The sequence below is a fragment of the Methyloprofundus sp. genome, from assembly GCF_965251085.1.
Lineage (GTDB): Bacteria > Pseudomonadota > Gammaproteobacteria > Methylococcales > Methylomonadaceae > Methyloprofundus.
The window spans coordinates 545,568-570,611 of sequence record NZ_OZ252594.1 but is presented as its reverse complement, the minus strand read 5'-3'; the positions used below and the strand labels follow the sequence as shown (position 1 = coordinate 570,611).

General features: G+C 41.8%; 23 protein-coding genes and 3 tRNA genes. 5 read left to right on the top strand and 21 right to left on the bottom strand.

Annotation, left to right across the window (positions count from 1 at the left end; all coding sequences use genetic code 11):
• Positions 1–162: 162 nt before the first annotated feature.
• Complete coding sequence (locus ACQY3F_RS02755; protein WP_428353364.1) at positions 163–729, bottom strand: Druantia anti-phage system protein DruA; 567 nt, start codon at positions 727–729, stop codon at positions 163–165.
• A gap of 164 nt (positions 730–893) precedes the next feature.
• Here ACQY3F_RS02755 and ACQY3F_RS02750 point away from each other — a divergent pair, with 164 nt between their 5' ends.
• Positions 894–1,358 carry a hypothetical protein gene (locus ACQY3F_RS02750; protein ID WP_428353027.1) on the top strand — a complete coding sequence of 155 codons (465 nt, stop codon included), beginning with the start codon at positions 894–896 and terminating at the stop codon, positions 1,356–1,358.
• 59 nt (positions 1,359–1,417) lie between these two features.
• Positions 1,418–3,151, top strand: a complete 1,734-nt coding sequence (locus ACQY3F_RS02745) for a putative transposase (protein ID WP_428353363.1) — start codon at positions 1,418–1,420, stop codon at positions 3,149–3,151.
• 29 nt (positions 3,152–3,180) lie between these two features.
• Here ACQY3F_RS02745 and ACQY3F_RS02740 read toward each other — a convergent pair whose 3' ends face one another.
• The 14 genes from ACQY3F_RS02740 to ACQY3F_RS02675 form a co-directional block, all read right to left on the bottom strand.
• Positions 3,181–3,495 carry a hypothetical protein gene (locus ACQY3F_RS02740; RefSeq protein WP_428353362.1) on the bottom strand — a complete coding sequence of 105 codons (315 nt, stop codon included), beginning with the start codon at positions 3,493–3,495 and terminating at the stop codon, positions 3,181–3,183.
• A complete protein-coding gene (gene tnpC / locus ACQY3F_RS02735) occupies positions 3,492–5,213 on the bottom strand; it encodes an IS66 family transposase (protein WP_428353361.1) in 1,722 nt (573 codons plus the stop codon). Before tnpC ends, ACQY3F_RS02740 begins: the two co-directional genes overlap by 4 nt.
• A 154-nt stretch (positions 5,214–5,367) precedes the next feature.
• Entirely contained in the window at positions 5,368–5,994 is a 627-nt protein-coding gene (locus tag ACQY3F_RS02730) for a sigma 54-interacting transcriptional regulator (protein WP_428353360.1), read from the bottom strand.
• A complete protein-coding gene (locus ACQY3F_RS02725; RefSeq protein ID WP_428352931.1) occupies positions 5,991–7,187 on the bottom strand; it encodes an ISAzo13 family transposase in 1,197 nt (398 codons plus the stop codon). Before ACQY3F_RS02725 ends, ACQY3F_RS02730 begins: the two co-directional genes overlap by 4 nt.
• Before the next feature lie 83 nt (positions 7,188–7,270).
• Positions 7,271–8,128: a sigma 54-interacting transcriptional regulator gene (locus tag ACQY3F_RS02720; protein ID WP_428353359.1), complete on the bottom strand. Its 858-nt coding sequence runs from the start codon at positions 8,126–8,128 to the stop codon at positions 7,271–7,273.
• A gap of 605 nt (positions 8,129–8,733) precedes the next feature.
• Positions 8,734–9,084 carry a DUF2956 domain-containing protein gene (locus ACQY3F_RS02715; protein ID WP_428353358.1) on the bottom strand — a complete coding sequence of 117 codons (351 nt, stop codon included), beginning with the start codon at positions 9,082–9,084 and terminating at the stop codon, positions 8,734–8,736.
• Between the two features lie 134 nt (positions 9,085–9,218).
• Positions 9,219–9,294: transfer RNA gene (locus ACQY3F_RS02710), tRNA-Gly, on the bottom strand.
• A 27-nt stretch (positions 9,295–9,321) separates the two neighbouring features.
• Positions 9,322–9,395 (bottom strand) — tRNA-Cys (locus ACQY3F_RS02705).
• Positions 9,396–9,443: 48 nt separating this feature from the next.
• Positions 9,444–9,519 (bottom strand) — tRNA-Gly (locus ACQY3F_RS02700).
• A 58-nt stretch (positions 9,520–9,577) separates the two neighbouring features.
• Positions 9,578–10,186: a hypothetical protein gene (locus ACQY3F_RS02695; RefSeq protein WP_428353357.1), complete on the bottom strand. Its 609-nt coding sequence runs from the start codon at positions 10,184–10,186 to the stop codon at positions 9,578–9,580.
• 118 nt (positions 10,187–10,304) lie between these two features.
• Positions 10,305–11,105, bottom strand: a complete 801-nt coding sequence (locus ACQY3F_RS02690; RefSeq protein ID WP_428353356.1) for an ABC transporter permease — start codon at positions 11,103–11,105, stop codon at positions 10,305–10,307.
• Positions 11,105–11,842 carry an ABC transporter ATP-binding protein gene (locus tag ACQY3F_RS02685; protein ID WP_428353355.1) on the bottom strand — a complete coding sequence of 246 codons (738 nt, stop codon included), beginning with the start codon at positions 11,840–11,842 and terminating at the stop codon, positions 11,105–11,107. The genes ACQY3F_RS02690 and ACQY3F_RS02685 overlap by 1 nt, the downstream gene beginning before the upstream one ends.
• A gap of 291 nt (positions 11,843–12,133) precedes the next feature.
• Positions 12,134–13,096 carry a PQQ-dependent catabolism-associated beta-propeller protein gene (locus tag ACQY3F_RS02680; protein ID WP_428353354.1) on the bottom strand — a complete coding sequence of 321 codons (963 nt, stop codon included), beginning with the start codon at positions 13,094–13,096 and terminating at the stop codon, positions 12,134–12,136.
• Positions 13,097–13,104: 8 nt separating this feature from the next.
• A complete protein-coding gene (locus tag ACQY3F_RS02675; RefSeq protein ID WP_428353353.1) occupies positions 13,105–14,274 on the bottom strand; it encodes an ABC transporter substrate-binding protein in 1,170 nt (389 codons plus the stop codon).
• A 100-nt stretch (positions 14,275–14,374) separates the two neighbouring features.
• Between ACQY3F_RS02675 and ACQY3F_RS02670 the strand changes: the two genes are divergently transcribed.
• On the top strand, positions 14,375–15,208 hold the full coding sequence (locus ACQY3F_RS02670; protein ID WP_428353352.1) for an MOSC domain-containing protein: 834 nt from the start codon (positions 14,375–14,377) through the stop codon (positions 15,206–15,208).
• Positions 15,209–15,324: 116 nt separating this feature from the next.
• Here ACQY3F_RS02670 and ACQY3F_RS02665 read toward each other — a convergent pair whose 3' ends face one another.
• The 6 genes from ACQY3F_RS02665 to ACQY3F_RS02640 all read right to left on the bottom strand — a co-directional run bounded on the left by ACQY3F_RS02665 (position 15,325) and on the right by ACQY3F_RS02640 (position 21,696).
• Positions 15,325–16,434 carry a hypothetical protein gene (locus ACQY3F_RS02665; RefSeq protein WP_428353351.1) on the bottom strand — a complete coding sequence of 370 codons (1,110 nt, stop codon included), beginning with the start codon at positions 16,432–16,434 and terminating at the stop codon, positions 15,325–15,327.
• A 377-nt stretch (positions 16,435–16,811) separates the two neighbouring features.
• Positions 16,812–17,642: an outer membrane lipoprotein-sorting protein gene (locus ACQY3F_RS02660; protein WP_428353350.1), complete on the bottom strand. Its 831-nt coding sequence runs from the start codon at positions 17,640–17,642 to the stop codon at positions 16,812–16,814.
• A gap of 64 nt (positions 17,643–17,706) precedes the next feature.
• Positions 17,707–19,308: an efflux RND transporter permease subunit gene (locus ACQY3F_RS02655; RefSeq protein ID WP_428353349.1), complete on the bottom strand. Its 1,602-nt coding sequence runs from the start codon at positions 19,306–19,308 to the stop codon at positions 17,707–17,709.
• Between the two features lie 15 nt (positions 19,309–19,323).
• The gene (locus tag ACQY3F_RS02650) at positions 19,324–20,328 is read right to left on the bottom strand and encodes an IS630 family transposase (protein WP_428353111.1); all 1,005 of its coding nucleotides are present in this window, start codon (positions 20,326–20,328) and stop codon (positions 19,324–19,326) included.
• Between the two features lie 43 nt (positions 20,329–20,371).
• On the bottom strand, positions 20,372–21,106 hold the full coding sequence (locus tag ACQY3F_RS02645) for a hypothetical protein (protein WP_428353348.1): 735 nt from the start codon (positions 21,104–21,106) through the stop codon (positions 20,372–20,374).
• Positions 21,106–21,696 (bottom strand): TetR/AcrR family transcriptional regulator, encoded by a 591-nt coding sequence (locus ACQY3F_RS02640; protein WP_428353347.1) that lies wholly within the window; start codon positions 21,694–21,696, stop codon positions 21,106–21,108. Before ACQY3F_RS02640 ends, ACQY3F_RS02645 begins: the two co-directional genes overlap by 1 nt.
• A gap of 925 nt (positions 21,697–22,621) precedes the next feature.
• Between ACQY3F_RS02640 and pdxA the strand changes: the two genes are divergently transcribed.
• Positions 22,622–23,629, top strand: a complete 1,008-nt coding sequence (gene pdxA / locus ACQY3F_RS02635) for a 4-hydroxythreonine-4-phosphate dehydrogenase PdxA (protein WP_428353346.1) — start codon at positions 22,622–22,624, stop codon at positions 23,627–23,629.
• Between the two features lie 349 nt (positions 23,630–23,978).
• On the top strand, positions 23,979–24,803 hold the full coding sequence (gene rsmA / locus ACQY3F_RS02630; RefSeq protein WP_428353345.1) for a 16S rRNA (adenine(1518)-N(6)/adenine(1519)-N(6))-dimethyltransferase RsmA: 825 nt from the start codon (positions 23,979–23,981) through the stop codon (positions 24,801–24,803).
• The last annotated feature ends 241 nt before the right edge of the window (positions 24,804–25,044 follow it).

Below are 25,044 nucleotides of genomic sequence, written 5' to 3'. Positions count from 1 at the left end.
GGTGTCATTCGAATGTTACACCTGTAGGCTAAAGCCTACTCCCCCTTCAAAAAAACACCCACTTAACCTATGGGTGAAGCTAAGTTTTTTTGAAAGTATTAAGTACTCAATAACTTGCATTATAAATCCGGTAAATATTCGACCAACACATACTACCTAGAATCAGCGAGTTAGGTGGCTTCTAAACTGACGACACAGCGGATAAAGCCATAAGTCTTTGATGGGTACGCTTTGTTTACCAGCAGGTCCCAACTTGCCGCGCCCTTTGGTTTTACCTACGTAGATCCAGTTGGCGGCTTTGTAACAAGTCCCTGCAAATCGCTCGGTATCAACAAAAGTTTCCAGTAACACCGGACGGATGCCATAACGCTCTTCCCATTGTGTAGGAAGGCGACGAGCTATCATGGATAAAATAGTGGAAGCAAGATTTTTGGATTTCACCCAGGGCATAATCAGAAAACGGGCATTGTTCACGACTAACGGCAGGTTTTTTTGCCGCTGTTCGTGGCTCCAGCCAATAAACTGATCACGTGGTGCCGTTTGCCAGGCGGCCGCACTAAAACCGAGCGCTGCAATAATTTGCTCGTCGAGGATGACGAAGTAGCGAAGCTGTGCGCCGGGTAGCGGCTTGTGCCCCAGGTAGTGGTAGCGATGTATGTACTCATTCCATAGTCGTGAATGATCACGGGTGATGACTGGACAAAGCTGGATGGCCGCAAGTTCAGACATCTTGATTCGCTATCCTGAAAGAAATCCATTAAAACTTAAACTAGGCAATATAATTAAAGGGTTAGGGAATTATTGTCAAATGATTGATATTTTCAGCTAAAGAAATGAAAATGGTACTCATTTAGGTTAAACTAAGCCCTCATATCATACGAGGTATTCAATTAATGCAGCAACTCATGCTCCCAATAATTCCTCAGGGTACGACTATTATAAATGGTCAGGTCAGTGTTGATAACCGAAATGATGAGTGGTTTTATTTCCTCGGCGGTATCCCGATCTATTCTCACCAGGCTGACAATAAGAGATTATTTAGACTTCACACCTCTCAACTCATCAATACCGGTTCCTGTCGTTCAATCGATATTATTACAACCTTTGGTGTCTCTAAAAGTAGTGTTATGCGCTCATTAAGGCAACTACGAGAAAAAGGGGCTGATTCGTTTTTTGAACCTCGCCCGACTCGCAAGGGAGGACCACTCTTTACGCTTGAGGTTTTGCAGCAAGCTCAGGAATATCTGGATCAAGGTATGACGCCTAACGAAGCCGCTAAAGAATTAGGCATCCGGGCAGATACCTTTCGCAAGGCGATCAGTGATGGACGTTTAAAAAAAAGTCTGCCGCATCAATAGACCCCAATGATGGCAGTACCAAATCAGCCCGTGATATTATAGATGCCAATGCAGCCGATGTGCTTGGTACGGCCTGCACTCGAGTAGAAGAGCGAATCCAGGCTGCTTTGGGTGAGCAGGAAAAGGGAGCCTCAATCGAATTCGAATCCTGTTTAGATGTTCCTAAAGGCGGTGTGTTATGTGCATTGCCCGCGTTACTTGGCAATGGCTTATTAAATGACATTGAGCGCCACCTGGGCAAACTGACAGGTTACTATCAAACCTTTCATATTCTATTGCTACTCGCCTTTATGGGGCTATGTCGCATCAAAAATGCCGAACAACTTCGCGAGCATGCACCGGGTGAATTCGGAAAACTACTTGGCCTGGATCGGGCTCCCGAAGTGCGTTGTTTAAGATCCAAAGTAAAAGGACTGGCTGAACCAAAATCAGTCGAAAGCTGGGCGGCCGACCTCAGTCGACAATGGATGGAAAATGAACCAGAGGCAGCAGGAACACTCTACATAGATGGTCATGTCCGTGTCTATCATGGACACTTGACTAAACTTCCCAAACGGCATGTTTCACGCGAAAAACTCTGCTTACGGGGTATCACCGACTACTGGGTTAATGATGGTACGGGGCGTCCCTTCTTTGTCGTTGAAAAAACGGTGGATCCGGGCTTACTAAAAACGCTGGAAGAAGATATCGTCCCCCGATTACTCAAAGACATTCCGAATCAACCGAGTGCACAAGCATTACAGCAAAACAAACAAGCCTGTCGTTTTATCCTGGTGTTTGATAGAGAAGGCTATAGCCCCGCATTCTTTAGAAAGATGTGGGACAAGCATCGTGTCGCTTGCATGACCTATCATAAATTTCCCACCGAAAATTGGCCACTGGACAATTTTTCCAGTCAGGAGATCACCCTACCGAGTGGTGAAAAAGTCATCATGAAACTCGCCGAACGAGGCAGTCTGGTTGGAACTGGAAAACAGGCGATGTGGATGAGAGAAGTGCGCAAGTTGACTGATTCTGGTCACCAAACCAGTATTATTACCACAGCCTATGAACTAGAATTGACGGCTGTTTCTGGGCGAATGTTTAGCCGGTGGTGCCAAGAGAACTTTTTTAGATATATGAAGCACCACTATGGGCTAGATATGCTACAGGAGTATGGAATAGAGCCACTATCCGATACCCAAAAGGTGATCAACCCTGATAGGCGCCAACAGGAAGGACAGCGTAATTCGATACAATCCAAACTCAATTACCGTCTATCTCGATTTGCAGCGATGGAACTTCATCCGGTGATTAAAAAAGATGAAACGGAAGATGTGAAATACAAGAAATGGGAAAGAAAACGAGCAGAATTACTCGAAGAAATAGAGCATTATGAAAATGAACTAAAAACCATCAAGGAACAACTAAGCCAAACGCCCAAACACATTACCTGGCAAGAGTTGAGAGACGAAGATAAGTTCGAACAGCTTCTGCCAGGGAAAAAGCGGCTGATAGATACTGTCAACATGATCGCTTATCGGGCAGAAACAGCAATGGCCGCTCTGCTAACCTCACCGACAATCGACTTTCCGATGGCAAGGCAACTATTACAAACGCTGTTTGTGACAGAAGCAGATATATTACCCGATGAAGTAAAAAAACAACTTCGGATACGTGTGCATAGTACTTCCCGACCTGCAAGTAATAAAGCAATAGAAAAGTTATTTGAACAACTCAATCAAACGGAACTCAATTATCCAGGAACCGATCTGCGCTTAATTTATGAGCTGACTTCATCCGCAAAAAATTAGGAAATGGTCTCAAATTAGTTTCGTCTGAATCAAGATGTCTGAAGTTCATGAACAGGCAGGAGGATCGCTGGTTGCGGGTCCGTCTGTTCAGTAAAGTTGAGTTTCTGTCGCGGGGGTGGTTTGCGCCGTGGTGGCGGCAGAGCGATAAGTCCATCTTCTGCCATGCGCAGCATGGCAACACGGCATGACATATCCTTGAGCCCCCCATCAGGCTTGTACCAATCAAGCATCCTGCAGGTCAGGCGCGAAAGTTCGGCACGCGTGCACCCAGCATCCTCGGCAATCAATTTCCGCATCTGTTCCAGTTCCTGCTCGCTAAAGTTTCGTCCACAATACCGTGTCATGGTGATTGGGGTTGTTCTGACTCGAGTGGAGTCGCAGTCAGTTCAGGCAAGGGTTTGCTCAACTGCTGTTTGCGCGACTCGCTCATCATCCAGGGAATAAACGGGCGGATGTCTGAGGGAGGCTGCCCACCATTATTCGCACAGGCATCTAGATAGTCGTGAAGCCAGTGATGTGGGTTCAATCCCCATAACAGGATTGTCTGAAACAGTGAAAACATCATGGCTGCCAGTCTGGCACTCCATTGACTCCCTGAACCATAATAGTTTTTACGCCCCATACCGGGATTACGCATACGCCGCTCAGCAGTATTGTTGTCCATGGGTACCTGGGGATTGAGTACGAATACCATCAATCCTTTCCAGTGGTTATTCAGGCTGTTTAGGATCTTGCATTGAATGCGCTCTAGGTTTTTGTTCTCTTTCTCCGCTTCCAGTAAATGCGCGTAGCGCTCTTTCATCTTTTGGCTTGCCTGTGCAAGGGCTTGATGGTGTTGCTTGAAGTCTTGATTCTGGGTTTCCAGGCTTTTTGTTTCGTCCCACTCTTTCAGGCGTTGCTTGTTAAGATGATAGAGTTCGGCAATGAGTTCGACCCAATCAAGCATCCATGCTTCAAGTTTCGGATAGCTTCTGGCGGCATCCAGAAAGTCACGGCGGACATGTGCCCAGCAGAAAGCCAGTATGATCTGTGGAATTTCCCGTGCCAGCCGAATGTAACCTTTATAACGATCACAGACCACAATGACCTGTTCCAGGTGTTTATCCAGTCCGGAAAAATACTTGATGGGTATATCACCACTACGGCTAGGTGCCAGTATGTAATAGACTACCGAACGGGACTGAGTGACCCACAACCACCAGCGGTAGCCCGTTTTTCCCTCTATGATTTCAAACACTTTCCAGCCGGTTTCATCATTATGGAATAGATCTTCGGTGAGTTGTTTTTTAACCAGTTCATTGACGAGCGGTTCGAATAGCGGAGCTATCTTCTGTAATCCACCCGTGAGTGTGCCAGGGGCAATGCATAGACCTCGATGTGTGTAATCTGTACACAAATTATTGAGTGCTCGTGAGAACAGAAACTTGTTAAGCAGAACTTCTCTCCATACCGAGATGCCAATACCACTTTTGGGGATAAGACGTGGTGCAGGAGGAGCCGTAATCAATCCGGTGACTCCCTCGCATTGACAGCCCTGAACAGTCACCTTTCGTTTGACACGACGAATATAGCTGTTAACCTTTATTTCAACAATATTTGAATCCTCTGTCTGTGACAGAAGCTTGTAGGGTTTTGTACAAACTAGGCACAACGTGTTTTCAGCAGCAATGTCATGCTCTTCTTCAATAATCGGCAAATCAGGACGGGGAGTGCGCCCGTGTCCCTTGCTACCTTTTTGCTGGCCACGAGGCCGAGGTGTATCAGTATGATTATGTCTTCCAGAACTATTTCTCTTGGCAACGCCTTTTTCAGTTTTTTTGCCAAATAGGCGTTGTTTCAAGTCTCGAATGCGTGCCTGTGCAGATTCAAGCTCTAGCTTAAGATCTTCATTTTTCTGTTTGGCCTGGTGATACTGTCCTTTCCAATAGTTTGCATCCCATTTAAGCTGTATATACTCTGCTTGTGTCAGTTCAATGACAATTTGAGCAAAGGGAGACTTTGTGATTTCTCCTGTCTCTATGCGTTGCGGACACGCTGCTGAATGTTGGGAGGCACTTTCCATGAACACCTTTATACAGGGTTTTGGATGATGTGTCCCGTACTCTTTTTATTTATTGCTGTATAGATGGGTTAGTCGAATATTTACAGAAAAAAAGTAGTTTTAATCAATATAAAAGTAAATATTCTACGAAATATAGTGAATTAACCTTATTTCGTTAATCCGAAGTGCTGGCTCTGCGAATACCTAATTTACTCATTCGAGAGCGTAAAGTATTAGGGTGCATTTCAAGAATAGAAGCGGCCCCTTGTTCGCCAGAAATTTGCCAACCGGTAGCTTCAAGAATTTTTATAATATATGCTTTTTCCATCTCCGCCAAAGTAAGCACAGGCAGGTCGTCGCCTTTCATATTCTCTGCTCTTTTCTTAAGCACTGGAATTTGCAAAATATGTGAAGATGACAGAATGACAGCACGTTCTATCACATTCTCCAGCTCTCGGATATTACCTGGCCAGTTATAGTTTAATAGATTATCGATGACTGCTTGCGGAATTTGAGTTATGGGTTTACCCATTTTTTGCGCATATTTATTGGTAAACCATTGAGCGAGAACTGAAATATCTTGCTGACGCTCACGTAGGGGCGGCAAAGTTAAAGGAAAAACACTGAACCGGTAATAAAGATCTTCACGAAAATTCCCTTCGGATACCATTTTCTTCAAATCGCGGTGAGTAGCAGCAATGATTCTGACGTTTATTTTAATAGTTTTTGAGTCGCCTAGGCGTTCAATTTCACCTTCCTGTAGCACTCGCAACAACTTAGGGAGATGGAAAGAAATAATCATCCAGAACAACCAGGAGAAATGGTCAAAAACCATTTCTCCAACGATGGCATTCGGTCAACAAACTGATAATACGTCTTCATTGCTTTTTTACCTACCTTTACTCCTGTTTCATATATTTTTTCTGTTAATTTAACAATAGGTGCTTTGCCATTGTAGGTCATACTTTTGGCAAATTTTAAAGTTGTTTCAACTGTATCCATTATGTCGCCACTAATATGATTTTCATAGGCTCCCCATACTCGTTCAATTGGGTTATATTTACTATGATAAGGAGGGTAGTAGGCCAGTTTTATCTTTATGTTGCTTTTTTCAGCAAACTCCACAAGCCTTTTTATAAACTGAGTTCTGGAGCTACTGTTCTCCATACCATTGTCAGCGTTAATTGTCAGAATATCTACTCCATATTTTTCTTGAATTTCTGGCCAAATTTCTTCCAATCGGTCAACGATGAAATCACTGCTGGCATAGCCTGCTGTAAAGAAAAGGAAAAAATCATCATGTTCAGGCAGATAAAAACCAAAAGGAGTTAACTTTTCCTTAACATCTAAATCATGATCCTCTGCTTTTGTTAAAACCCGATTTCGTCCTCCCCGTGAAAAATTTCCTATATTCATTCTTGCTTTGGCATCAATTGATATACGAATCTCTTTTGGGTTGATATCTGCCATTCCATTGACTGAATGAACTTGTTCAAAAATTGCATCCGTTTCCTTGATTTTCTTATGAGGCTTTGTTTTTTGTACCTTTTTTGGATGGTAACTCAGGTCATTTAATTTTGTATTGATAGTTTTTGAGCAAGGTAATGTTTTTTCATCGTAATAATCAATCTCCAGTAAACGTTTTCTAACTTCTTTAGCCGTTAGCCGGGTATATAATCGACAGGAATTAAAAGAGGGATCCGTTTGACACTCCGGTTCAGCAATTTTTTTTATGTCATCAAGTAGATGAGGAAAATGCTCTTCACTTTTATTACGCCCTCTCGCTGAAAAATTATCTTCTATGGGCTGAGTTTCAAGTTCATATTGTCCTTTTCGGATAGTGCCTCTATTCCATCCTAGTTTTTCTTCAGCAATACTTGCACCACCTGAGCCTAGTAGCTCCACCGTTTCAGCCATGAATATACGACGTACCGAGCCTTTTAAACGATGGGCTGTATTTATAATCCAACCTATAATGCTATCTGTTAATATCAACAAGCTTATCTGCCTAGTGTGAGAATAAATTCAGAATTCATTATTATAAATTATTGAGACACAAGCTTACTTCGTTTGGATGATTATTTCTTTCCATCTCCCTTAGCTTGTAACTCCAGGGGTAACTCAGCAATTTCATCGAGAAAAATTGTGCCTTTATCGGCAAGCTCAAACCGGCCAATTCGCCGCGTTGTGGCTCCCGTAAAGCTGCCTTTTTCATGACCAAACAATTCACTCTCAATCAAGTTACTGGGCAAAGTTGCACAGTTAACTATCACCAGGGGTCTATTGTTACGAGTACTAAGGCTATGTAACGCACGAGAAAACAACTCCTTGCCGGTCCCCGTTTCACCAAGAATTAACACAGTGGTATCAGTTGGCGCAACTTGCTCAAGTTGATGTAGCACTGCTTTTAATGATTCACTATCACCTAAAATATCTTCAAATTTATGGTTTAGACTAATTTGTTCTTGTAGGTAGGTATTTTCCGCCTGAATACGCTCTTTAAGCTGATGAATTTCATTCAATGCCTGTTTAAGATTGGCTTCAGCTTTTTTTATCTCGGTGACATCCTGAAAAACGATCACCGCTCCAATGATTTCTCCGTCATCCAGAATGGGTGTACTGGTGTAATAAACTGGAAAATAGCTACCATCTTTACGCCAAAATATTTCATCATGAATCTTATGCACTTCACCATCTTTAAGCGCTGCATAAATTGGACACTCATGGCGCGGATAAGGACTGCCGTCCAGCTTGGTATGATGGTGTTGTTCATGTAAACTTTCACCGATGACATCTTCAACTAACCATCCAGTCATTTCTGCGGCGGCAGGATTAACAAAAGTTGCTTTACCTTCTTTATCTAATCCGTAGATACCTTCACCGGCTGAATTTAATATCGATTCGTAGCGTTTTTTTATCTGATCAATACTGTTCATAGTGCTCGCTTAATGATTCGTTGATTGGCAACCGATTTTTCTAGGATAAACCAACACTGTTACACTCAAGTAACAATAAATCAAATAATATTTCTTCCTGCTACAATTTTCTTAAATTGCAGTTCGAATCACATTTGCACTTGATAGGCACAAGAGTTTATCAGTATTAGTACTGTCATCATCGGTGCTTTTATACGCGGGAAAATATTAATTTAAACTTCATCTAAAGTCACTAAGCAAAGGGCTTCTTGGCTATTCACCACTTTACGCAAACCCAACCGAACTCGTGAAATTAACCTGGCAATGGAACGACAAAAAAGAGGCATCTATTTTAGTATGGAAAATAGATATAAGAATACCTGATTACGTATGACTCTCAGCTATAGTAAAATAAACGTGAATAATCAGCATGTTAACAAACTCGTCATTCCCGAAGTTTTTTATCGGGAATCTATGCTTAACCAACTAGATTCCTGCTAGAAGCATGCAGGAATGACGAATTATAGCTGAGAGTTATAGGTAATCAGGTAAGAATATGTAGTGAGCAACATCAAACGATTACCAATATAACCGTTATAGATCAGTGTCTTAATTATTTTTCAGGATTATAGATTAAAACTGCTCAACAGAAAATAAGCTCCGAACCCAGCCCAGCTGAGTACTAATAAAACCCAAGGTAAAGTGCTCTGGTGATAAATAATCTCGGTATTTAATTCATGTTCTGTCTCTTCATCCAGCTGATTTAATTTTCCGGTTACTTTTTTGAGTTTTTTATTTAGCTCACGCGACCTTTCTTTCTGCTGCTTTTTATATAACTCTATGCCCTTCTGGATGCCTTGAGCAATTAGCTTGGTCTGCTCTTTAGTTTGCCCTGCTCGCTGAGTTGCTTTAGCAACTTTAAGTGCTTCTTCTTGCGTTTCAGGAGATGTCGGTTGTTTTTTTGAATATCTGCTCATATTGCCCACATAGTAAAAAAATCACGATTAGCCATAGCTTTCACTATGCTACATTTTACGTGAAGCAATTGAACAAGATTGATTTTTTTGCTTACCCTGAGGAGCAGGGTTTAAATAAGATAAAAACATGAACATGGAGCGGAAAACGAGATTCGAACTCGCGACCCCAACCTTGGCAAGGTTGTGCTCTACCAGCTGAGCTATTCCCGCTTTATGAATGACTGAATGGTACTTTTATGGAGGCTGCGAGCGGAATCGAACCGCTGTAGATGGCTTTGCAGGCCACTGCATAACCACTTTGCTACGCAGCCTTATAAACTAAATAAAAAAGCCGCGAATGTCGCGGCTTTAAAATCTTTTGGAGCGGAAAACGAGATTCGAACTCGCGACCCCAACCTTGGCAAGGTTGTGCTCTACCAGCTGAGCTATTCCCGCTCTGATTGAATTGCTTATTATAGCGACATTACGGATTCTGTCAATAAGCTCTAATAAATTATTTCAAATTAGTTGTTAATGTCCAGCCTTTAACGCCTTTACGACAATCAGCAACTTCTTCGAGTATTTCTATATGAGCAAAAAGATTTTTCCTGCCAAAAGCTTCTTGAAAACTTTTGAGAGTCGCCCGAGTACCAGAAGGCGCGTTACAAACTACATCTTCACTTTCATTATCGAATGAAGCCATTTGACCGGGTATTTTCAAAATCTTCAGTGTTGAACCTGAACCAGGTAATGAATTAGGTGCTTGCAAGGTATATGTCTGCCCTACTTCATAAGCGATTTTTTGTACATGCTGTGTTTTAGAACTTCCACCAGAAAAGAAAAACAGTCCAGCTACAACAACGATAGCTGCAATACCACCAAAAAATACCTTAGGGTTTTCATCTTTAAGTTTCATTAGCGCGGGCTTGGCATTATCAACTACATCTTCTACAGCATCTACCGCTTCTTCAACTGTTTCTTTTACGTCTTCGACTACTTCTTCAACTGTTTCTTTTACATCTTCGACTACTTCTTCAACTGTTTCTTTTACATCTTCGACTACTTCTTCTACAGTTTCTTTAATATCTTCTATTACTTCTTTAGTGGATTTATCTTCACTCATGGGTTATTCCTCATTTATGGTTTAGTTATTTTTATTATTTATTTAGCTGTTTACTGCCAACCAAATGAAATTATTAGTTTATTATTGTACGCAGAACCGTCAGTTATTACGCTTCTAATTACCGCCCTTTCCGTTTCATCATTCCTTTGGAAGGATTATAACCTATGATAGCAAGTATCAAAAATAGCGCAAATGCAACTGCGGTATAAACACAAGCTTGTTGGTTGAACTGAGCATACATGGCAAAGCGCAAAAATTCAACTGCTTGAGAAAAAGGGTTATATTCTGCAACTTTATAAAGCCATTCACTAGATTCCTGTAGTTTCCATAAGGGATACAATGCTGTCGACATAAAAAACATCGGAAAGATAACAAAATTCATCACCCCGGCAAAATTTTCCAGTTGCTTAATAAAGGATGACAACAATAAACCTAAGGCCCCCAGCATTAACCCGCTGAGTACCAGCGCAGGCAGTAACCATAAATATCCTTCCAAGGGTGCCTGTATTTCATAAAACCAGGCGATACCTAAAAACACGTAAACTTGCAATATGGAAACAAAAACACCTGCCAGTAATTTTGATAATAACAAATACCAGCGCGGCAAAGGACTAACCAGTAATATGCGCATGCTCCCCATTTCCCGGTCATAGACCATGGACAAGGAACTTTGCATCCCATTAAATAACTGGATCATGCCGATTAGCCCTGGCGTTATATATACCTCATAAAGTATATAAGTATCATAGGGTGGAATAATCGCGATACCTAATGCCGCCCTAAAACCGGCAGCAAAGACAAATAGCCAGATTAAGGGTCTGACTAATGCGGACAGAAAACGTTCTTTTTGTTTAACAAAACGTAATAACTCTCTGAATACAATACCCCAGAGGGCAAACCAGTAATGAGATATTCGCATTAGCTATTTCCCTGAGTTAATTTAAAAAAAGCATCATTGATATTATCCGCTTCTGCCTGTTGCATAATATCTGTCATCGCGCCTTGCGCTTTAACCGCACCCTGATGAATCAGCACCACTTTGTCTGACTCGTAGATCTCATCCATTAAGTGTGTTGCCCAGAGTACCGCTAGGTCACCCTCTTCCACTAACTGATGAACATGTTTTACAATTGTTTGTCTACTCGGCACATCCAGCCCTACCGTTGGCTCATCCAGTAACAGCACGCCGGGTTTATGCATCAACGCACGGGCTATTTCAACGCGCCGCCTATGCCCACCATTTAACTGACGTACGATTTCCTTACGCCGTTCATACATGCCCAGGCGCTCTAGTTGCTCTTGTATACCCAGATTAGCTTTTTTTCTGCTGATTCCTTGCAATGCGGCATGGTAACGTAAGTTTTGCTGTACCGATAAGTCCAGATCCAGCGTTGTTTGCTGAAATACCACGCCTAACTGTGCCAATGCTTTTAAAGGTTGTTTCTGGATATCAAACCCGGCAAGCTGTATATCACCCAGATTATGAGCATACAAACGAGTTATCAGAGAAAACAGGGTGCTTTTCCCTGCACCATTCGGGCCTAGTAATATACAGCACTGCCCTGCTGCAACCGTTAAATTCAAATCTTGCAGAACCTGTTTTTTCCCGTAGGAAAAGTTTAAGTCTGTTATTTCCAGCGCTAAATGATTAGCCATTTATATCCTGATCATGTCTTACAAATTTCAATAAAAGCAGGACGGGTAGAATGTAGTATTCTGTGCTGTCATACAATGACACACATAATTTGCAATGAAACCCATCAGTGACCCAGTGCGATCAATGCTGTTGTCTTAAGCCCTCTATTGCTGGGTTGTGTGAGGAGGATAAAATCAAGCATTTATAATCCCCTCATCCCAGCCTTCTCCCTCTGGAGAAGGAGTATATTCTTAAGCCAACAGCATTGCACCGTCTTGTCGGTCCTACATACTACCCACCCTTAATTAAATTTATGGTTTAACTGCTACGCCCCAGGGGTAACGCCCTACGGCTATGGATTTAGTCACTTTATGTTCTGCTAGATCTATTATTGATATATCGTGGCTCACACCGTTAGTAGTATATAAACGCTGTTGTGTCGGTGAAAAAGCCAGATTCCAGACTCTTGCTCCTACTAACAAGTACTTTTCAACTTCGTAAGTTTGTGCATTAACCACTGCAACTCTATTGGCAGGCCCTAGCGCAACATAGGCCCACTGCCGAACATCATCCACCACGACACCTACTGGCTGGATTTTTTCTTTACCAAGACCTGGCACTGAAAAATGAACTCGCTGAGTAATTTCTTTAGTTGCCACATCAATAACCATTAAAGTGCCATCAATTTCAGAAGTCACCCATAGTTGTTGTCCATCTGCGGTAAAGCTTAAAGCTCTGGGGCGTGGATCGACTAAAGTATTTGCCTTAATTTCATACGTATTAGCATCAATCCAGTGCACCATATTGGTCGTTTCCGAGGCACTGACTATCCACTGATTATCAGGACTCACGGCAATACCTTCAGGTTCAACGCCAACGCCTATAGTATGTATCGCTTTCCTGGAGAGTAAATCTATCACCGTTACCTGATTATCATCTTCATTAGACACATACATACGTGTTCCCAATGAATTAATGGCAAAAGTTTCCGGATCTTCCCCAGAAGGTAGCTTGGTTTTTTCTGCCAAGGTATTGGCATCCAGCTCAAGCACCGTATCATCATCGCTGGTGGCTACATACAGGGTCTGCGCATCGGGACTTAATTGTATGCCGCGTGGCCTTAGACCTATCGGCACCGTTTTGATAAGTTTACCGGCGATGGGATCGACTACTGCGATAGCATTGTCTTTTTCCAGGCTGACAAATACTGTTTCAGCGCTACTTATTGTTGAAAAAATAAATAAAGCGGTACTCATTAAAATTCTGGATTGCATATCCTTTCCTATTGGCATTGTGTTTCTGACTGATCATAGCCTAAGCTGTCTAATTCATTTTTGGGATGTAAAAAACCTTCTAATGGCGCTGCAATAACTAAGGAAGTCGGTGCTGCTAATAATACCGGTTGACGCAATTGTCCATTCCAACTTCTAAAGCTCAGCGCTCTGCCTTTATAGCCTTGCAATTTAAAGCGCTCACTGAATAAATAGGCTTTCACTGCCACCACATCTATGGACCGGGTACGGGTAGCGGCTTCTCCTATTGCACGCACAGCCAGGTATGCCGCATAATCCTGCTCCTGCATTTGCCTGTTAGCCAGAGCTTTAAAGCGATTTTGAATTTGCACCGCACCCCATTGTTCATGTGTACGATGCCATGCTGTGGCAACTAGGCCCTGAGTACCGATTACCGGTCTGGGCAACCAGCTTCGATAGCTGATATATTCGCCGAACAAACCCTGCTCATCAGCAACCACGAGCACATCATAATCATCAACCTGAGTAAACACAGGAATATCGGATTGCGCGGTTCGTCTTGCATCATAGCTATGCAGCCACTTTTTTTCTGCAGTGATTTTCATGCCAAAGCGTTTCGCTGAGCGCTTAATTGCCTTGGCATACAAAGCATCTTCAGGGGTATTTCCCGTCACTAGAAACCAGCGCTTCCAGCGCTTTTTCAACATATATTGCGCTAAGGCATCTGCACGCATGGCACGACTGGGTAATAAGTGCAGAACATTGCTCAGGCATTGATTCTGGCGAAAGGCATCAGTGCGAGTCGCGACATCAAACAGCAAGGCCTGATTATTATTCAGTGCCTGCAATTGCACCAACTGCTCTGCAGGCAAGTTAACAATAATCAACTGTATGCCTTGATTGAGTATTTCAACAAAAGCCTGCTTAATATCGCCACCTATAGGCACGATCACCTGCTCTAATAAATAATTCTGGGCGGTAAACTGGCCGGTAGTATTATTATCTTTTAAGCCTAATATAGCGCCTTGCAAGCCCTTATCCGGGATAAAAGGGTCTAGATTAGATAAAGCGGGCGGTACTTTTTTTTCCTGAGTAAAATAAGCAATCTTGATTTCCTGAGGCTCACTAGCTAAGAGCTGCTTGCTACAGATCAGGGACAATAAAACTATATAAAGTGGGAAGAAGCGAACGCAGGACATTTTTTAATAATTATTCAAATCAATCTATATATCAATAGTTTTTTATTATATATTAGATGCATCGAAAGCCCTTGTGTAATTCTGTTTTCAGGAAAAATTCATGCCCCGTTTAAGTGAAATTTATATTTACCCTATCAAGTCTCTAGCCGGCATCAAGGTTGATCATTGGGAGGTCTCCAGAACTGGACTAAAATATGATAGAAAATGGATGTTGGTAGATGATCAACAACAGTTCTTATCGCAACGCAGTCTGCCAAAAATGGCATTGCTAAAAACTCAAATTATAGGCCAGCAATTAATTATCTCTGCGCCAGATCGAGCCGATTTAGTGCTTATACTGGAACCACCGACAACAATGCTAAGCAGGGAAGTCACTGTCTGGGATGATAAGTGCCTGGCTCATGAAGTCAATCAGTCAGCCAGCCAGTGGTTTAGCGATTTTTTACAATTCCCCTGTACACTGGTTTATCAGCCAGATGAAAATATTCGTACGGTTGATCAAAAATATGCGCTCGCTGATGACCAGACGTCTTTTAGTGATGGCTTTCCTTTTCTGATAGTTTCCGATGCTTCGCTAGCCTTGTTGAATCAGCAAATGGCTCTATCGCTGTCTATGCGCCGCTTTCGTCCGAATCTGGTGATGACTGATTGCTCAGCTTATGCAGAAGACAAATGGCGAAAAATCAGTATCGGTGAGATTGACTTTAGATTACCCAAGCCTTGTTCGCGCTGCTCGGTTCCGCAGATTGACCCGGATACCGCACTTATTGACAAAGAGCCTCTGCGCACGCTGGCACAAACCAGGAAATGGAATAACAAGGTATTTTTTGGTCAGAATGCGCTACATGATGGCTTAGGCATTTTGCAGACTGGGGATGCTGTGGTGGTTCATGAGACCGGACCGGCTCAGCCGCCATTAAGTACCCAAGCATAATTAATCTGCTTGAGGGCAGAGTTGTAGGGCGTGGCTTTAGCCCGCTTTTGTGCACTATCGGCGGGCTAAAGCCACGCCCTACAGTCGAAGTTAGCAATACTGGAATGTCTGCCTAATTAAAAATGATAACTTAACTCAAATCTGAAATGACTATCATTACGGAATGAATATGAAGGATCACCGGGGGATGCACCATTAAAAAATCGTGCTTCGACTTCTAATTTAAAATTATCAAAAAAGCGCCGGCTTGCCTCGATATTATAAAACTGTGCATAAGTATTACTATCCACAATCACACCGGCCAGAATTTGCGTATCCTGCACATCATTTAGGGCAAATCGAATCCCGGTAAAAAAATCGTCCTGAAAAGCCGTCGGTGCAAAAATCCCACGACTATCGTAGAGGTATTCTGCCAGCAGTCCTATATCAAGTCCGGTTTCACTGATATTAAAAAAAGTGTATTCAAACCCTGCCACCGTTCCGAACGTCGTATTATCCTCACTTACCCGCACAATCATTTCCAGCTTTAATAACCAACTTTCAATCGTTGCCTGCACATCTAGCCCCGTTTGATTGATATTCTGATAATAAGGGATGAGAGACACCTGCCCCGCTGAATCCTGTTCTAGCAAAAAAACCGGATCACGGCTGGTACCATAAAAATTGGATAGACCTATATCCCAGTCACCCATCGAATGTGACCAGCGTATCGCATAGGCCATTTGTCGCTCAAAGCCATTCTTATCAAATCTTGCTTGATCACCACTCACTGCGGGCTGTGTTCTGGGTCTGCCCTCAACACCAGTAAAAGGCATTTCCCGGAAACCCGGCAACAAAAATAAATCTATTGTGCCCCAGTCTTGAATCCAGGCAAAATTAATCATCGGCTGGCCTAGTTTGTCTTCACCATCTATATTTTCCACCATATCGCGCTGATTAATAATATTAACCAGATGCACGGCTTCAGTCACTCCCCAAAAAACCTCACGTATGCCAAAACGAAATTCCCATTCTTGTGCGGCGTAAACATAAGTCAGTTCCCGAATATCAAAATGAGTGCGGTTACTATCATATTGAGCTCCCCGAAAAAATGGCACAAAAGCAAACACTTGATTGCCGTTATCCCATTCATGATACAGTTCCGCCTCGATGACTCCCGACAGATAGTTCATATGCTGCCGTGGATCAATGGGTTGTTCATAAAAGGCTAGATCTTCTATCCCCACATAGCCGGATACCTCCCAGGCATACAGTGGCCGGATCGATAACAAGCAAAAAAACAGCCACACATATCGCCAGTTTAAAATTGACACTACGTAATGCCAAATTTTTACCCAACTAATATATGCTGCTTTTATTACCATGAAGGGCATGAATATAATGAAGGAGAAAAGAAAAAACAAATTGTTAAAAAGTTAATAGCTTGTTATAAAAGTACATAAGGCACTTTTACAAATGAATACAGAAAAACCAGTCATTTCTTCAAGTCCTTCATGTTCTTCATGGTAAAAATAAATGATCTTTCTCAGAATCAATATTGTGCATTACCGAGTTACGTTATCGCGCTACGTTTGATAATCTAACCCGGCCTACACGTTTAAAATTAGCGCGAACGTTTTAGGGTGTTTTTATCAAAGTTACGCTCGGTTAAGCCATTGCGGAAAGTGTAGTTTTCCCATACCAGTGTGGTACTTTTTCCTGTTAAATGGTTTTCCATATAAGAATTATTGGCACGCCAGTACTGATCTAAATATTGCTGATAATCATTAAAAGTCTGGGTTTTCAGCAAAGCATCTTTACGATCATAATAATCAATTTTAATCGGAATATAGCGTTCTTTATCGACCCACACGATGTTACGGGTATAACCTGAGTGCTTGTATTGCGGGTAGGTTTCAATCACAAAGCTATCAATTCCATCCACGACTTCTTCACGTAAATAATTATATTTATATTTTTTTAGCTCAAATGAAGTTAAATCTTCAAAGGCAAATTCACTGCCCAGAAAAGGGCCAGATTTATTACTCGATGAAATCCGCTTAACCCTTTTTAATGCAGGTAAATACAGCCATTGTTCATCAGCATCCAAGGCATGAGTAAAGCTTAAAAAAGCCGTGCCTTTAATATCTCTTGGGCTATCAAAAATGCTTAAGCTTTTATCGCCATCATCCTGCATTTCCAGAGTAGTCATTTTTAGATTACGCACATGCTCATCGCCATTTTTATTTTTCAGGACCATTTGCATACTCGTGGACATATCGCCCCAGCCCATATCTCGCTTATCCATTTCCTGCATGACTTCAAAGCCTTTTTGCTCTGTGTTTATTTCTTCTATCTGCACGGGTTCCACGCTTATCACTTCTGCATTGATGTCTTCTGCAAAAGCGATCCCCGGCAGTAAACTAAACATTAAACTGAGTACAACTTTTTTCATTTTTCTTTCTCCTAATAGAAAACAGGGGTGCGGACTAATATCCGCTCTACAACAATCCGATGGCTTAGCCACGCTTTTTATCTAAAGTCATCAAAATCGGGGGTAAAAACAGGAAATCCATTGTTAAAGCAACGGCGATCGTGATTGCGGTCATTAAGCCCATACCGCTATTCATCAAAAATGAAGAGGTTGACAGCACGACAAAGCCACTCACTAATACTAATGAGGTTACCCAGAGTGCCACACCCACTGTAGAAAATGCATAGCGCACCGCCTCTTCGGAGGACAGACCTTTTTCAACTTTAGCGCGGCGATATTTACTAATAAAATGTACTGTGTCATCCACCACAATCCCGATGGTCATTCCGGTCACTACCGATAAACCAAGCCCCACCTGGCCATCAATCAAACCCCAGATACCAAATGCCATACCAGCAGGAATCAGGTTGGGAATCAAGCTAATTAAACCTAACTTCACCGAACGAAAAGCTACAATTAAAATAATGGAAATCAACACGAGTGCAGCTAATGAACCGATTAACATACGGATAATATTACGCTGCCCTATATGCGAAAACATCAATACCGGGCTGGCAGCGTTAATCGTGTATTCACTAAAGTTTACATCCATCCAGTTATGCAGCCGTCGCTCAACATCCAGCATTTGTTTAGTTGATAAATTTTCCATACTAGCAATCACGCGTACGCCTGATTTATCTATATTAATTTGATCGTTTAAATCCAGGCCATAGGGTAGTGACATTTCATAGAGCAATAAATATTGAGCCGATAAATCACGTTTTTCAGGCAACTTGTACCATTCCTGCTGTTCGCCATGCATATTCTTATTTAAACGCTTAAAAGTATCCGTAATACTATTGACATGTACGATTTCAGGCTGCTCGTATAACCATTCTTTAAACTGCTCGATTTTAGTTAAAAAAGCAGGCTCACTAATCCCACCAGACTCACCCGTATCGATTGATACTTCTACATTATAGATGCCGCTTAAATTGTCATTCATAAAATCGGTAGCACGCCTGAACTCAATGCTTTCATCGAAGTATTTTACAAATTCATCGTTAATCTCATTAAGCGGAATAAAACTCATCAGAACCAGCGCTAATATACTATTACCAATCAACAAGGCTTTACGTCTTTTAATAACAAAAGATGCCAGGCGTTGCATGCCAGAATTATCGAGTTCTTGTTTTATTTTCACTCGTACCGGAAGCAGCGTCATCAATGCCGGCAATAGCGTCACCGATAACAAAAAGGCTATTAACACACCGACTGCAACGATATTCCCCAAATCTCTAAAAGGCGGGGCATCACTAAAATTAAGACTTAAAAAACCAATCGCAGTAGTAACACTGGTTAACATGATAGGTTGAAAATTAATCCGCAGACTTTCCTGCATCGCCTGCTTTTTCTCATGGCCCAGGCGCATATTATGTAAAAAAGTAATCAGTAAATGCACACAATCAGCAACCGCCATGGTTAATATAATGGTCGGCGCCATTGCCGAGGTCGGTGTTAATTTTATACCCGCATAGATTCCCAGGCCGAGCGCACTTATAATTGAAAAAATAATCAGGAAAATCACACTAAATGTTGCGGTAAATGAGCGCAAACAAATAATCAACACCAGTAAGTACCCATGCAAAATTAATTTAACCTTTTATGCAAACTCTACTTTGTAATTCTTTCCAATATTAGACAGCACCTTAAATAATTCTTCCTGAAGAGAGGCATAGGATTCATAAGCTGAAAAAGGAAGCCATTCGTATTTTATTTTACGCCATATAATCTCGATAATATTTAACTCGGGTGAGTATGGCGGTATACGGTAAATGGATAGGTTTTTTTCTTTCCACCTTTCAAGGTTTTCATTAAATTCATTACTCGTATGAGTCGATGCATTATCAATAATAAGAGTTGTTGGTTTTTTAATCTGTTTAGCAAATTCATCAATACAAGCCACAACAACCGAAGTGTTTACACTCCCTTCAAAAACAAAAGAATCAAACCTGCAATCTCTGTTAACAAAACCTAATACATTAAGACGCTTGCTGTTTGAGCTTGGTATTTCAATCGTCTCACCTGACTGTTGCCAAGCATAAGGAACACAGGGTTCTAGTGTAAACCCCGACTCATCAAAGTAGCACAAATCAAGTTCATTCTCTTTATGTTGTTGTATTAATTCTTTTATTTCATCGGTTGCCAAATCAAATTTATCTTGATTACGCTTTATCCTTAAGGATTTTCTAACTCGTTTCCAAACAAGATCAGCTTGTTTACAAATACGTTTTATAGTATCAATGCTAACTGAAATGCCTAGATCTTCTTCAAATTTTGCTAGTACTGATTTTAATGATCTAGGAGATTTTTCAACTCTCTGGACTAAGCTTATTTGTTGTTTTTCAGTTAAAATACCTCGCCGTCCTCTTCCCTGACAGTCAACCAATCCATCGATTCCATTCTTTTCCCAGTTAGAAAACCAAGTGGAAACAGTTTGGCGGCATACGTTATAAATAGAACAAATCATGGGAACAGAATGCTCTTTGAAACTTAATAAAATAGCATGAGCTCGACTTCTACTTAAATGAAGTGGATGGTTTTTATGCATCACATTTAAAGCAGTAATTTCTTCTGGGAGTAGGTGTTTTATATAGAGCACAAACATTTAGAGTCAGCAAAATAATTGTTTATTATGACACCTTTTTTCGTTAAATTAATTTTGCGTAAGTACTTATGACGATGCCATACATAAGCGGAATAAGTGTTGAGTTATCTTTTAACGATGCTTCGCCAAAGGCATTATTCATCATCACCATGCCACTCAAATGCAGCGTTAAATCAGGATGTTTTAATTTAAATTCCTCGACCATTTTCCGCACTACCGTGGTAATTTCCATGGCTTCCATCGGATTAGTGCCCGGTAATTGCATGGTCACATTAACGCCGGACACATGTCCTGTTTTGGATACCAGGCGGTCTTTCAGCAGAGGCTCGTTTAAAGCAACTTGCTTAACATACTGTAATTGCTCATCCGTCATTTCTAGTGGCTGGATAATTAAATCAGCAACAATCAGATCATCTTCTTCGGCGATGGTATGCTGAAAATTTGTAATCGAATCAACCCGACTAGAATAGGGTAATTGCCAGCCTTGCTTGGTCAACTCTACAATCGCCTGCAGATTTTCTCTGGTAAACACATCGCCACTCGCAGGCTCAACCAGAATCATGACGTTATCACTTTTACTATAAGTTTTTTGGAGCGCATCAAAGGCTAATAGCTGCGGATTATCTTCACCAAAAAAGACGCGATAATTATTAGTGAATTCCAGCCCTTTAATCCCTGCCCCGCTAAGCCCGATAAAAATGAGACTCAAGAGCAAAACCCACCAGGGATGTTTGACTGAAAACTCGCCTATTTGGCTTGATAGTGCGTTTTTTTTCATTATTGATTTCCTTTGGGTTTAATTCCATTCATTAATAAATTCAGGACATGTGTGGCAATAAAATCGACCTCCTCATGTTCCGCCTGCCAGCCTGGTAAATGCCGACTTAGGGGTTGCATTTGAATAATATCGCACACCAGAGCAATCACACTGAGTGCGCTAAAATGAACCGGTTGCTGTGAACCGCTGAGTTGTTCAATCACAGTCATCAACTGTGTGAACTGCTGTTGAAAAACCTGTTTTGCGAGTAGTTGCATGCGCTCATCATCCGCATCCAGCAACTCTCTTTGCATAAAGCGTCTAAAATCAACATCCTCTGTTAACACTTGCGTCAGACAATTAACAAATCGCCTGAGTTTTTCTTCGGCCTCTAGCTCTGCCTGCCATACTTCATCGAAGGCACTTTCCTGCTTAGCAAAGGCAAAATGCATTGCCTGCAGATATAAGGCGTGCTTATTAGGGAAATGATGATAAACAGCCGCAGTACTCATATTGACTGCTTTTGCGAGGTCTCGCATAGATACACCATCAAAACCCTGCTTAGAAAATAGCGTCACCGCTATCTGTAATATATTTTCTTTAGAATCCACAATCTCTACCTAACGTTCGTTCGGTAGGATAATAAAGCATTTATTTTCGTTTTACAAGCAGCAGTAAAAAATCTTCAGTTTTTTTGCTAACTACAGTAACTAAAGAAACTGTGAAAGTATTCAGTGTCGGCTGATGGGTTGAGGTACGAAATCCAGCAATAAATGTGAGTTAAGTTGTTGAGTCTGGGGTTCAATACCTCAGTCTACATAACGGCATTTTTTGTAGATAAAAACGGGCATCTTTTATTTCCCTGTTTACACTTTTATCCACGAAAATCACCAAAGACACGAAAATTGACGACATGCTTCATATTCCTTCCTGATTACCCATAACTCTCAGCTATACTTCATAATTCCTGCATGCTTTAAGCAGGAATCTAGTCAGATAAGCATAGATTCCCGATACAAGACTTCGGGAATGACGAGGTTTTTAACATACTGATGTTTCAAGCTTTATTCTACTATGGCTGAGAGTTGTACGTAATCAGGTATTCTTTTGAAAACAGCGCATAGCATGGCACCCGTTAAAAATATTTTCATGTTTTTCGTGTTTTTCGTGTTTTTCGTGGACAGTTTTTAAGATGGGTTTATCGTTGTAAATGTAAACTACTTTTGGCTTTCTATGAAGCATGCCTAAAAACGAATACTTTCACAGTCTCTAAGGCACCTGGAAACACACATCATCCAACTTTACTGGTCTTTTTGTCTGTCATTAGCACTGTAGCAATAGTTACGTAGCCAGCTATGCGCCTATTACTACAGCACTAATGACAAACAAAAATCCTGCCCAAACATTGGACGCTTATTCATTTCCAGGTGCCTAAAGCTATTGCACTCCTAGTTATGACAGGGAATCTATGCAAGTACTTATCGTCAGTTATCGCTTTGGTGATAAAATAACTATTTTCATTATTAACCACTAACCGTGCCTACAACACTCCCCCGCATTGCTTTAACATCAGGTGAACCCTCGGGTATAGGTCCCGACTTATGCATACAGTTAGCACAATACGAACTAGCCTGCGAACTCGTTGTTATTGCAGATCCTGAGCTGCTACATCAACGTGCAAAACAACTTGATATGCCGCTGAGCATTAATATCTTTAATCCTCAACATGAAATCAGGCAACATCTCTCTGGTGCCCTAACAGTTTTACCCTGCAGCTTAAATCAGCCAGCAGACTGCGGTGTATTAAATACCGCTAATAGCGCTTACGTCTTACAAATTATCGAGACTGCAACCAAAGGCTGCATTTCGGGCCTGTTTGCTGCAATGGTCACCGCGCCTGTACATAAAGGCGTCATAAATGATGCGGGCATAGCCTTTAGCGGACATACCGAATATATAGCCTCGATTACCGGCGGGCATCCCGTGATGATGCTGGCAACAGAGGGTCTGCGCGTTGCTCTGGCAACGACTCATTTACCACTGGCTGAAGTAAGTAAGGCAATTACTCAGGAGACCTTACTCACGGTCATCCATTTATTAGATGCGGATTTACGTCTCCGTTTTGGCTTAAAACAGCCACATATACTAGTCTGCGGACTTAATCCCCATGCCGGCGAAGGGGGACATTTGGGACGCGAAGAAATTGAAGTGATTGAGCCTGCTTTAGATAAATGTCGCCAGGATGGCATAAACTTACAAGGCCCACTTCCGGCAGATACATTATTCACGGCTAAATATCTAGAAAAAGCGGATGCAGTGCTAGCCATGTATCATGACCAGGGCTTGCCAGTATTAAAATACAAAGGCTTTGGTAAAGCAGTAAATATTACCCTAGGCTTACCCATCATCCGCACTTCGGTTGACCATGGCACAGCTCTGGATCTCGCGGGCACAGGTAAAGCAGAAGTCAACAGTCTAGTGTTCGCCTTGCAAACCGCAATACAGATGTCTATACTTCCCGCGGTCGCAGATGCGGATTTCTAGCAGCTGAGTTTTTGCTGATAGCTACGTTGCTAAAACCGTTACGTAGCTAGCTATGCGCTAGTTTCAGCGTCTTGCTAGCGACAAAAATTAGCTTACTATACAACCGCATCCGTGACCGCGCGAAGTATAGCAGTTCAACATAGATTTATTAATCCTAGAAAAATCAGTTGAGCGCGAATTTATAGTGCAAGATATTGAATTAATATAATACTTTCAAAAAATCTTAGCTTCACCCATAGCTTAAGCGGGCATTTTTTGGAAGTGCAGTGGGATCAAGACCTTGTGCTAGAAACCGTGAGCAACTGATTTTTCTAGATTAAAGTAACCTAGCACTTAATAACAATTCACTATGGCACATAAAGCACGTAAACGTTTTGGACAGAATTTCTTGCATGACCAGCATATTATTGACAATATTCTAGGTTCACTTAATTACCAGCAAGCTGAGCATTGGGTAGAAATCGGCCCGGGGCAAGGCGCATTAACCGAGCCTTTATTAAAGAATGGCGTACAATTAGATGTCGTTGAGCTGGATAGGGATCTGGTAAAATTTCTTGGATTCAAATTCGAACAATACAGTAATTTAACCATACACAGCTCAGATGCTCTAAAGTTTGATTTTTCATCCTTAGCCCAAGCCGAGGAAAAGCTACATATATTAGGCAACCTGCCCTACAATATTTCCACACCGTTAATGTTTCATTTACTGGAAAACACACCGCGCATCGCCGATATGACTTTTATGCTGCAAAAAGAAGTAGTCGATAGAATTTGTGCGGGCCCAGGCAGTAAGAAATATGGCCGGCTAAGTATTATGATGCAGTATTACTGTGCGACAGAACATCTGTTTGACGTCCCTCCTGAAAGCTTTAATCCTGCCCCCCAGGTGATGTCCTCAATTGTCCGTCTAGAGCCACACGCACAGCCACCCGTTAGCGTAGATTCCGTAAAAATGCTCAATACTGTGGTCACCACTGCCTTTTCACAGCGACGCAAGACCTTACGTAACTCGCTGAAAAAATTGATTACCGAAACAAATATTACCGCACTGGATATAGACCCGACCTTACGAGCAGAAACTATTTCGCTACAGGACTTTGCAAAACTTAGTCAGTATATTAACCAGAACCCACTAGAGGAATCAGCACCTGTAGAGCGGACTTTAGTCCGCTAAGCCCAGCACCTATCTTCAACCTGGAAAGATCAGTTGCTCACGGTTTCTAGCACAATCTTTTGATTCCACAGCACTTAAAAAAATACCCACTTAAGCTATGGGTGAAGCTAAGATTTTTTAAAGCACTGTGAAACCAATATCTTGCACTATAATCCCGCGCTCAACTGATTTTTTTAGGATCAATAGCAACACCCGCGCCCATTAGCGGACTAAAGTCCGCTCTACAGTAATAGGTAAGATC